Below are 8,145 nucleotides of genomic sequence, written 5' to 3'. Positions count from 1 at the left end.
TGCGTGTCATGGCACAGATGGCCATGGTGATGAACCTGGACAAGTGCATCGGGTGTCACACCTGCAGTGTCACCTGCAAGCAGGCGTGGACCAACCGCGGCGGCACCGAGTACATGTGGTTCAACAATGTGGAAACCCGTCCCGGACAGGGTTATCCACGGCAGTACCAGGACCAGGAGAAGTGGAAGGGCGGCTGGACGCTCAACAAGCGCGGCAAGCTGACCCTGAAGTCGGGCTCGCGATTGAAGCGGCTGCTCAATATCTTCGCCAATCCAGACCTGCCCACGGTCTCGGACTACTACGAGCCGTGGAGCTACGACTACGACAACCTGCTGTCCGCGCCCGCCATGGACACCAGTCCGGTCGCGCGGCCGAAATCGCTGATCACCGGTCAGGATACGAAGATCACCTGGGGCGCCAACTGGGATGACGACCTGGGCTCCGGACCGGAGCAGGTCGGTAAGGACCCGCTGCTGGCCAAGCTGTCGGATCAGGTGAAGCTGGAGTTCGAACAGACCTTCATGTTCTACCTGCCGCGGATCTGCGAGCACTGCCTCAATCCGTCATGTGTGGCCTCGTGCCCGTCGGGTGCGATCTACAAGCGGTCCGAAGACGGCATCGTGCTCGTCGACCAGGACAAATGCCGTGGCTGGCGACAGTGCGTCAGCGGCTGCCCGTACAAGAAAATCTACTTCAACCACAAGACGGGCAAGGCGGAGAAGTGCACGTTCTGCTACCCGCGCGTGGAAGTCGGTATTCCGACGGTCTGTTCGGAGACGTGCGTCGGTCGGCTCCGCTACATCGGCGTCATGCTGTACGACGCGGATGCCGTGCAGGCGGCGGCCTCGGTCACCGAAACCAAGGATCTGTACCCCTCACAGCTCGGAGTGTTCCTCAATCCGCATGATCCTCGGGTGATCGCGGAGGCCGAGCGGGCCGGGATCTCGCCGGAGTGGATCGAGGCCGCGCAGAATTCGCCGGTCTACAAACTGATCGTCGATTACCAGATCGCGTTGCCGCTGCATCCGGAATACCGCACCATGCCGATGGTTTGGTACGTGCCGCCGCTGTCGCCGGTGGTGGATGTGCTCTCCGAGACCGGACACGATGCCGAGGACGCGTCGAATCTGTTCGGCGCCATCGACGCACTGCGCATTCCGGTCGAGTACCTGGCCGAACTGTTCACCGCCGGTGAGATCGGGCCGGTGCGGGCGTCGCTGCAGCGGCTGGCGGCCATGCGGTCGTTCATGCGCTCGGTGAATCTCGGTATGGAACCGGATCCGTCGATCGCACCGTCGGTGCGACTGGAGCCGGAGGAGATCGAGGCGATGTACCGGCTGCTGGCCATCGCGAAATACGAACACCGGTACGTGATTCCGCACGGTGCGACTACACAGGCGCACGAACTGGATTCGCTGGCGACCGGATGCAGCCTCGATACCGACGGCGGGCCGGGTATGACGGCATTCGACACGATGGTGGAGAAGTTCCATCTGACCGATACCAATGGCGCTGCGCCGGAGGAGAAGTCGAATCGGATCAATTTGCTGAACTGGGACGGCCGCAATACCGACGGACTGCTGCCGACCGCGCGCAATGGCAATGGGGCCAATGGGCACGGTGCGAACGGAACCAATGGTTCGAACGGGACCAACGGTTCGGCGAAAAACGGTGTTGCCACGAATGGCTCGACCAACGGTTCTGTCACCCCGACGCCGACCGGAGCGACGAAATGAATCCGCTGACCCCCGGGGGCGCATGATGGCACTGCTGAAGGTGCGCCGCAGGCCCGAGCCCGTCGCTCAGCTGTCCGAGCGCGATTGCCGCCTGGTGTGGCGGATCGCCGCCCTGCTGCTCGACTATCCGAGCGAGCAGATGCTGGCGACCGTCGATCAGATCGACGATGCCGCAACGCAATTGCCGGACGTGGTAGGCGCGCCGCTGCTGGAATTCATTCACCATCTGCGCGCCACCCCACCGATCACGCTGGCCCAGCAGTACGTCGAAACCTTCGATATGCGCCGCCGTTCCAGCATGCACCTGACGTTCTACGCCTACGGTGACACCCGCAAACGCGGTATGGCGCTGTTGCGGTTCAAGCACGCCTACCGGCACGCCGGTGTCGAACTCGGTGACGAGGAATTGCCCGACCACCTGCCGGTGCTGCTGGAATTCGCCGCGACCGTCGACCCGATCGGCGGTGAGCGTCTGCTGGGCGAACACGTTCCGGTGATCGAACTCCTGCGACTTTCTCTGGTAGACAACGACTCCCCGTATGCCGGAGTGCTGGCGGCCGTCGTCGCCACCCTGCCGCCGCTGACCACTGCCGATCGGCGTCGAATAGCCGAACTCGCCGCCCAGGGACCGCCCGAGGAAGAGGTCGGTCTCGATCCCTTCGCCATGGACCCATCGCTGTTCGACGGATCGGAAGCCCGCCGATGACCACCGCCTTCTGGATGACGCTGCCCTACGTGGCCTTCACCTCGTTCGTGCTCGGCCACCTGTGGCGCTATCGCAATGACCAATTCGGTTGGACCACACGATCTTCCCAGATCTACGAGAGCCGTCTGCTGCGGCTTGGCAGCCCGCTGTTCCACTTCGGCATGCTCGGGGTCATCGGCGGGCACGTGCTCGGCGTGCTGATCCCGGAGTCCTGGACCGACGCCGTCGGCATCTCCGAGCACACCTACCATGTGGTCGCGGTCGCGGCGGGTTCGGTCGCCGGACTCGCGGTCATTCTCGGCGTCGCCATCCTGCTCTTCCGCCGCATCACTGTCCCCGCCGTCCGCAAGGCCACCACGCGCAATGACCAGCTCATGTATGTGCTGCTGGCCGCCGCGCTGATCACCGGTCTGCTCAATACCTGGGGCAGCAATCTGCTGTGGGGCACCTACAACTATCGCGAGACCGTATCCCCGTGGTTCCGTAGCCTTTTCACGGTACATCCGGAACCCGAGCTGATGGTCGGCACGCCGTGGACCTTCCAGCTGCACGGTCTCGTCGTGCTGACGCTCATCGCCATCTGGCCCTACACCCGTCTGGTCCACATGTTCAGTGCGCCCGTCGGCTACCTGACCCGGCCGTACATCGTGTACCGCGCAAAGGAATCCAACGCCCCGGACAAGCGCCGCTACGCGCGTGCCTGGGATGCCCCCGTCACGCCCGAAACCTGGCGCTGACCCCTGAGTTCGGGTCTTCTCACCCGATGCCCCGCAGCCCCGTCCTCCCTGATCGGGAGAGCGGGGCTGTGTGCTTTCCCGGCAAACACGCTCGTCGAATCCCGAGGACATGCCCATGGCCGTGATAGGAATTCGACCCATGTACCGGCTAGTGCGATGCCTGGTTTTCCTGTTGGCGGTCTGCGCCGCGACCATTCCGGTAACCGCCGGAGCCGATCCCGGCGCCCAGATCCTCGATGTCCGGCCGCTCGGCGGGCGAGAGTTCGAGGTCGTGGTCCATTCGGCGGCGATGAATCGGCCCATCACACTGTGGATGTCGCATCCCGGTACAGGTGCGCCCGCGCTCTATCTTCTCAATGCGATCGACGGCGGCGAGGACGGCGGACCGTGGACGCGCCGCACGGATGTCGCGGATTTCTTCGCGGATAAGAATGTCAATGTGATCGTGCCGATGAGTGGGCGAGCGAGTTACTACACCGATTGGCTCGACGACGATCCGGTCCTGGGCCGCAACAAGTGGACGACGTTCCTGACCAAGGAGCTGCCGCCGCTGCTGGGTTCGCGTTTCGGTATGACCGGGCGCAATGCCGTTGCGGGCCTGTCGATGTCGGCGACCTCGGCACTGAATCTGGCCATCGGCGCGCCCGGCATGTATCAGGCTGTGGGTGCCTACAGCGGCTGCCCGCGCACCAGTGACCCCGCCGCCATCGCCTATCTGCACTCCCAGCTCGCGGTCTTCGGCGCGAATGCGGGCAACATGTGGGGTGCCCCGGACAATCCGGCCTGGGCCGCACACGATCCGATGCTGCACGTAGACCGGCTGCGCGGCTTGGCGCTCTACGTCTCGTCGGGCAATGGCGCGCCGGGCGTGCACGAAACCCTCGGCGATGTCGGCATCGATGGCAATCCGGTCCGGCTGCTCGACCGAATGCTGGTCGGCGGTGTGATGGAGACCGTCATCGATGGCTGCACCGGCCCCTTCGTGGACCGGCTGGCCGAGGCAGGCATACCCGCCACCGTGAATCTCCGTCCGGCGGGCACGCACGCCTGGTCGTACTGGCAGGACGACCTCCACCAGTCCTGGCCGCTGTTCGCCGCCGCGCTGGGCGCATAGCCGACACTTGTCGGTGCCCTGGTCGACAATGCGGTATGGCCTATGACAAAGTGCTCGCCGATCGGATCCGGGAGCTGATCGACCCGACACCCGACGTGAGCGAAAAGAAGATGTTCGGCGGGCTCGCCTTCCTGATCAACGGCAATATGGCGGTGGCAGCGAGCCGGACGGGTGGTCTGCTCGTCCGCGTCGACCCGCAGGAGAGCACCATCCTGCTCGCCCGTGAATACGTCGGCACGATGGTGATGGGCGGTCGCGAAATGCACAACTGGCTGCGGGTCGACGGCGTGGCCGTCGCCGATGACGAAGCGCTCGATGAATGGGTCGACCGCGGCGTCAGCTATGCGCGTTCGCTGCCGCCGAAGGAGAAATAGCGGCTCAGTGGACCAGTCGGCGGAAGGTGAGTTTGTCGAATTCCCGACCGTATTCGTCCACCGCGACCACATCCATTTCGCTGGCGAAGATGCCGGGGCGGACATCCACGCGCAGGAACGAGTAGTTGCGGAACCGCACTCGCGACCAGGAAGCCGCTTCGTCCTGTTTGCCACCGGACGCGGTCCACACATAGCTGTTCGGGACCGTGGTGTCCGGTAATTCGTGGCCGCGGAACGTTTCCTGCGAACCGGGCTGGAAGTCGTAGCGCGGTCGGCCACCACCGCCGACGGTGTAGTAGACCGTGCCGTCGGTATCCGGGTAGACGATCGAATTGTCCGCGGCGATCCTGGTCGCGGCCCCGGCGCGGATCGGATCCGTGCGTTCGTAGACGTGATTGTGGCCCTGCAGCACCAGATCCACCTGATACCGGTCGAACAATCCGGCCCACGCATCGCGCACGCCGCCGTCGCTGGCATGGGCGTCGGTGGTCGAGTACGCGCAGTGGTGGAAGAAGCAGACCAGGAAGTCGATATTCGGGTCCGCGCGGTAGGCGGCGAGAGTGCGCTCCACCCAACTCGTCTGCGCCCCACCGGAATACCCGGTATTGGCCTTGATCTCATAGCTCACGTCATTGGCGTCGAGCGAGAGCACCGCGACATTGCCGTAGGTGAACGAATACGCCGACGGGCAACCCGCGGGGCCGTTGCCGGGGAAATCCAACCGCGCCAGATGTCCGCCGTAGCCGTGCTGGCCGTAGGTCGCTTCCATATCGTGGTTGCCGGTGGCGAACATCCACGGCGTCTCGGCGGCACTGCGTTCGATGGCGCCGAAGTAGACATCCCAGACGTAGGGGTTGTACTTGTCGAACCCGGATTCGAGCTTCGCGCCGCTGGCGACGAATTCGTTCGGCTTGCCCCCGCCGGACGGGTCGGCGTAGGCGATATCACCGGCGAGAATGTGGAAATCCGGTTTGGCGGCGGCGATTTGGCGCAGCACATTGCTCGCGTGCGGCGCGTTCGGATCGTTATCGGCCTTGTAGTACTTATCGTCGTAGTCGCCGGGCACGGTGCCCTGCGGCAGCGCCGGAGTCTCGTCGGTGCCCTGATCGCCCATCATGGTGAACCGGAACGGCAGGATCGCGCTACGCGCACTCGGCATCGCGGGTGCGGCGGCTCGGATATCGCCGGTGAAGCCGTCGGAGGTGCGCCAGCGATAGAAGTGCGGCACGCGTCCGGGTAGGCCGTCGACGGGGGCGTGCACGTAGAACTGTTCGGCCGCCAGGACACCGCCGTCGGCGGAGGGGACCTGGGTCAGCAGATTACGAACCTCGGCCTCGATAGTGCCGCCGAGCGCGGGCGTCGGGCCGTGGTCCAGGAAAACCTTGGTACCGGCCGGTTGCCGGGACAGTTGACCAGCGAACCGGAGCTGACTCGTCGCATCCGCTCCGTATCCGACACGTCGGCCGCCGACCGCGAGCTGCGCATCTTCGGCGTAGGCGCGCCTGCCGAACGGTGAGGTGCCGACGGCCGCGACCGCGGCGGCCGCCGCGGTACCGCGGAGCACATTGCGCCGGGAGACCGGGTGCCGACGTAGGTAGTTCCGATGCCACTCGTGCTGCTCGTCCATGGTCATATGGGCGGCGTTGGCAGCGGGAATTCCGGTATCCGGAAGATCGCCAGCGGGGTTCATCGGATTCGACGGCACGGCACCGATGCTCTACGGCCCCAGCGCATCACGCAACTCGGCACCGCTTCCCACGCACGAACAATTCGTGAACTCTCCGGACCTCACGAAACGATAGCTACGCAATTCGCCCAAAACGAACGAATGCCCCAGCGGCAGCGGCGATCTCACCCCTTTTTCGGCGGCGCCTTCCGGACTAGGCTGCGGCGATGACGTCATTTACGCGTGCGGCGGCCGTGGCGGTCGTCCTGGGCGGTTCCGTATTCGGTGCCGCGACCGCACATGCGACGCCCGGTACCGATATCACCGCGGTCACCCTCGCCCAAGCGCAGATTCCCGCGGGCCTGCTGCCGTTCGTCGCGGGCACCGATCTCGTCGTCCGCGAAATCACCATCGCGCCAGGCGGTTCCACCGGCTGGCACTATCACTACGGTCCGGTCTTCGGCTTCGTCCGCTCGGGCACCCTCACCCATCCGGGCCCCGACTGCGTGGCCCCGGTCTTCCACACCGGCGATTTCATCTACGAACCCGAGGGCGCCTGGAACGTGCACATCGGCCGCAATCTCGGCCCCGACCCGCTCGTCCTCGACGTTGTCTACGCGCCACCCACCGGGAAGCCGCTCTTCGAAGACGCCGACGCCCCCGACTGCGCGTAGTTAGTTCGGTGACCGCTGCCGCACCAGCGGCAGGTATACCTCGTCGACGATTTCGACGAGGACATCATCGGGCGCGGTGGGGATCCCCCGCAGCACGAATTCGTTGCGCAACAGAACGATCGCCACTGTGGCGACCCGTGGATGCAGCGCCTCGGGTGCGGCCTCGCCGCGTGCGACCGCGCGGCCGAGAATGGTCAGCCAGGTGGCGGCACCGGAGTCCGTGGAGTGCTCGGGGAGCTGCGCGAGCAGTTCCGCCGCGCCACCGGCCGCCGCCAATAAGTCCCGCATGACCGCGCCGAGAGGTGAGCTCCAATGTCGGTTGCCGCGGCGGAGCATCTCGAGTACGTCCTCGCGTAGGTTGCCGGTATCGGGGGGCTGAACGGCGGTGGTCAGCTGCCGGTAGGCGGCGATGCCGAGTGCGAGGCGATTCGGCCAGCGGCGGTAGATGGCGTTCTTATTGGTGCCCGCGCGGATCGCGACTCTGTCCATGGTCAGTCCGGCGTATCCGGATTCGGTCAGCTCGTCCGCGGCAGCGCGCAGGATCGCCTCCTCGAGCGCTGGACCACGCCGCCGCGTTTGCCCGAGTTGTTCCACGCCTGCCACCTTTCACTGATCGAAACTCATCGTACCTTTCAACAAGAGCGCGACGCGTGTCCACCGAAGAGTTAAGGTACGTTAAGTACCTTAACTCAGTTCAATCGAAGGAATGCACCATGCGCGCAAAAGGCATCAGTTACAGCACCGGCTTCCTCGGCAAAAGCGGGCTGTCCCGGCAGCCGTTCGACGCGGCGGAGGTCCGGCGGGAGCTCCGCATCATCCGAGATGACCTGCACTGCAACGCAATACGTGTAATGGGCGGCGATCCGGATCGGATCGAGCTCGCCGCGGCCTACGCCGCCGAACTCGGCCTCGAGGTCTGGTTCTCGCCCTATCCGCTGGAGCTCGAACCCGAGGACGTGCTCGCGCTGTTCGCCGACTGCGCCGAGCGCGCGGAACGACTGAGACAGCATGGAGCCGAGGTCGTCTTCGTGACCGGCGCGGAACTGAGTCTGATGAACCACGGATTCCTGCCCGGCCGCGATATCGATGAGCGGCTCGAGCTACTGCTGCGACCGGATCGGCCGCGCGAGCAGATCGG

Annotated in this window: 8 protein-coding genes and 1 pseudogene; 7 read left to right on the top strand and 2 right to left on the bottom strand. The window is 65.2% G+C overall.

The genetic code is table 11. The features are described 5' to 3' along the window. Positions 1-8: 8 nt before the first annotated feature. From narH to NP3_RS13505, 5 genes are all read left to right on the top strand, one after another. Positions 9-1,736 carry a nitrate reductase subunit beta gene (gene narH / locus NP3_RS13525; RefSeq protein WP_063041213.1) on the top strand — a complete coding sequence of 576 codons (1,728 nt, stop codon included), beginning with the start codon at positions 9-11 and terminating at the stop codon, positions 1,734-1,736. 25 nt (positions 1,737-1,761) lie between these two features. Beyond that, a complete protein-coding gene (gene narJ, locus NP3_RS13520) occupies positions 1,762-2,442 on the top strand; it encodes a nitrate reductase molybdenum cofactor assembly chaperone (protein ID WP_063041217.1) in 681 nt (226 codons plus the stop codon). Beyond that, positions 2,439-3,179: a respiratory nitrate reductase subunit gamma gene (gene narI, locus NP3_RS13515; protein WP_063041211.1), complete on the top strand. Its 741-nt coding sequence runs from the start codon at positions 2,439-2,441 to the stop codon at positions 3,177-3,179. The genes narJ and narI overlap by 4 nt, the downstream gene beginning before the upstream one ends. 139 nt (positions 3,180-3,318) lie before the next feature. Beyond that, entirely contained in the window at positions 3,319-4,293 is a 975-nt protein-coding gene (locus tag NP3_RS13510; RefSeq protein ID WP_063041209.1) for an alpha/beta hydrolase, read from the top strand. A gap of 35 nt (positions 4,294-4,328) precedes the next feature. Further along, positions 4,329-4,667 carry a TfoX/Sxy family protein gene (locus tag NP3_RS13505; RefSeq protein ID WP_063041207.1) on the top strand — a complete coding sequence of 113 codons (339 nt, stop codon included), beginning with the start codon at positions 4,329-4,331 and terminating at the stop codon, positions 4,665-4,667. Between the two features lie 4 nt (positions 4,668-4,671). Here the strand turns inward: NP3_RS13505 and NP3_RS13500 are convergent, their stop codons facing one another. Continuing rightward, positions 4,672-6,372, bottom strand: a complete 1,701-nt coding sequence (locus NP3_RS13500; RefSeq protein ID WP_157124293.1) for a metallophosphoesterase — start codon at positions 6,370-6,372, stop codon at positions 4,672-4,674. A gap of 188 nt (positions 6,373-6,560) precedes the next feature. Between NP3_RS13500 and NP3_RS13495 the strand changes: the two genes are divergently transcribed. Then, a complete protein-coding gene (locus NP3_RS13495; protein ID WP_063041205.1) occupies positions 6,561-7,007 on the top strand; it encodes a cupin domain-containing protein in 447 nt (148 codons plus the stop codon). Here NP3_RS13495 and NP3_RS13490 read toward each other — a convergent pair whose 3' ends face one another. Then, complete coding sequence (locus tag NP3_RS13490) at positions 7,008-7,601, bottom strand: TetR/AcrR family transcriptional regulator (RefSeq protein ID WP_157124292.1); 594 nt, start codon at positions 7,599-7,601, stop codon at positions 7,008-7,010. It abuts the gene before it with no gap. Between the two features lie 119 nt (positions 7,602-7,720). Here NP3_RS13490 and NP3_RS13485 point away from each other — a divergent pair. Next, a pseudogene (locus NP3_RS13485) lies at positions 7,721-8,145 on the top strand (hypothetical protein); the annotation flags it as partial.

The sequence above is a fragment of the Nocardia pseudovaccinii NBRC 100343 genome, from assembly GCF_001613225.1.
In the GTDB taxonomy this organism is placed as follows: Bacteria; Actinomycetota; Actinomycetes; order Mycobacteriales; family Mycobacteriaceae; genus Nocardia; species Nocardia pseudovaccinii.
Note: the sequence above shows the minus strand (reverse complement) of the source record. Positions and strands in the feature narration are given on the sequence as shown.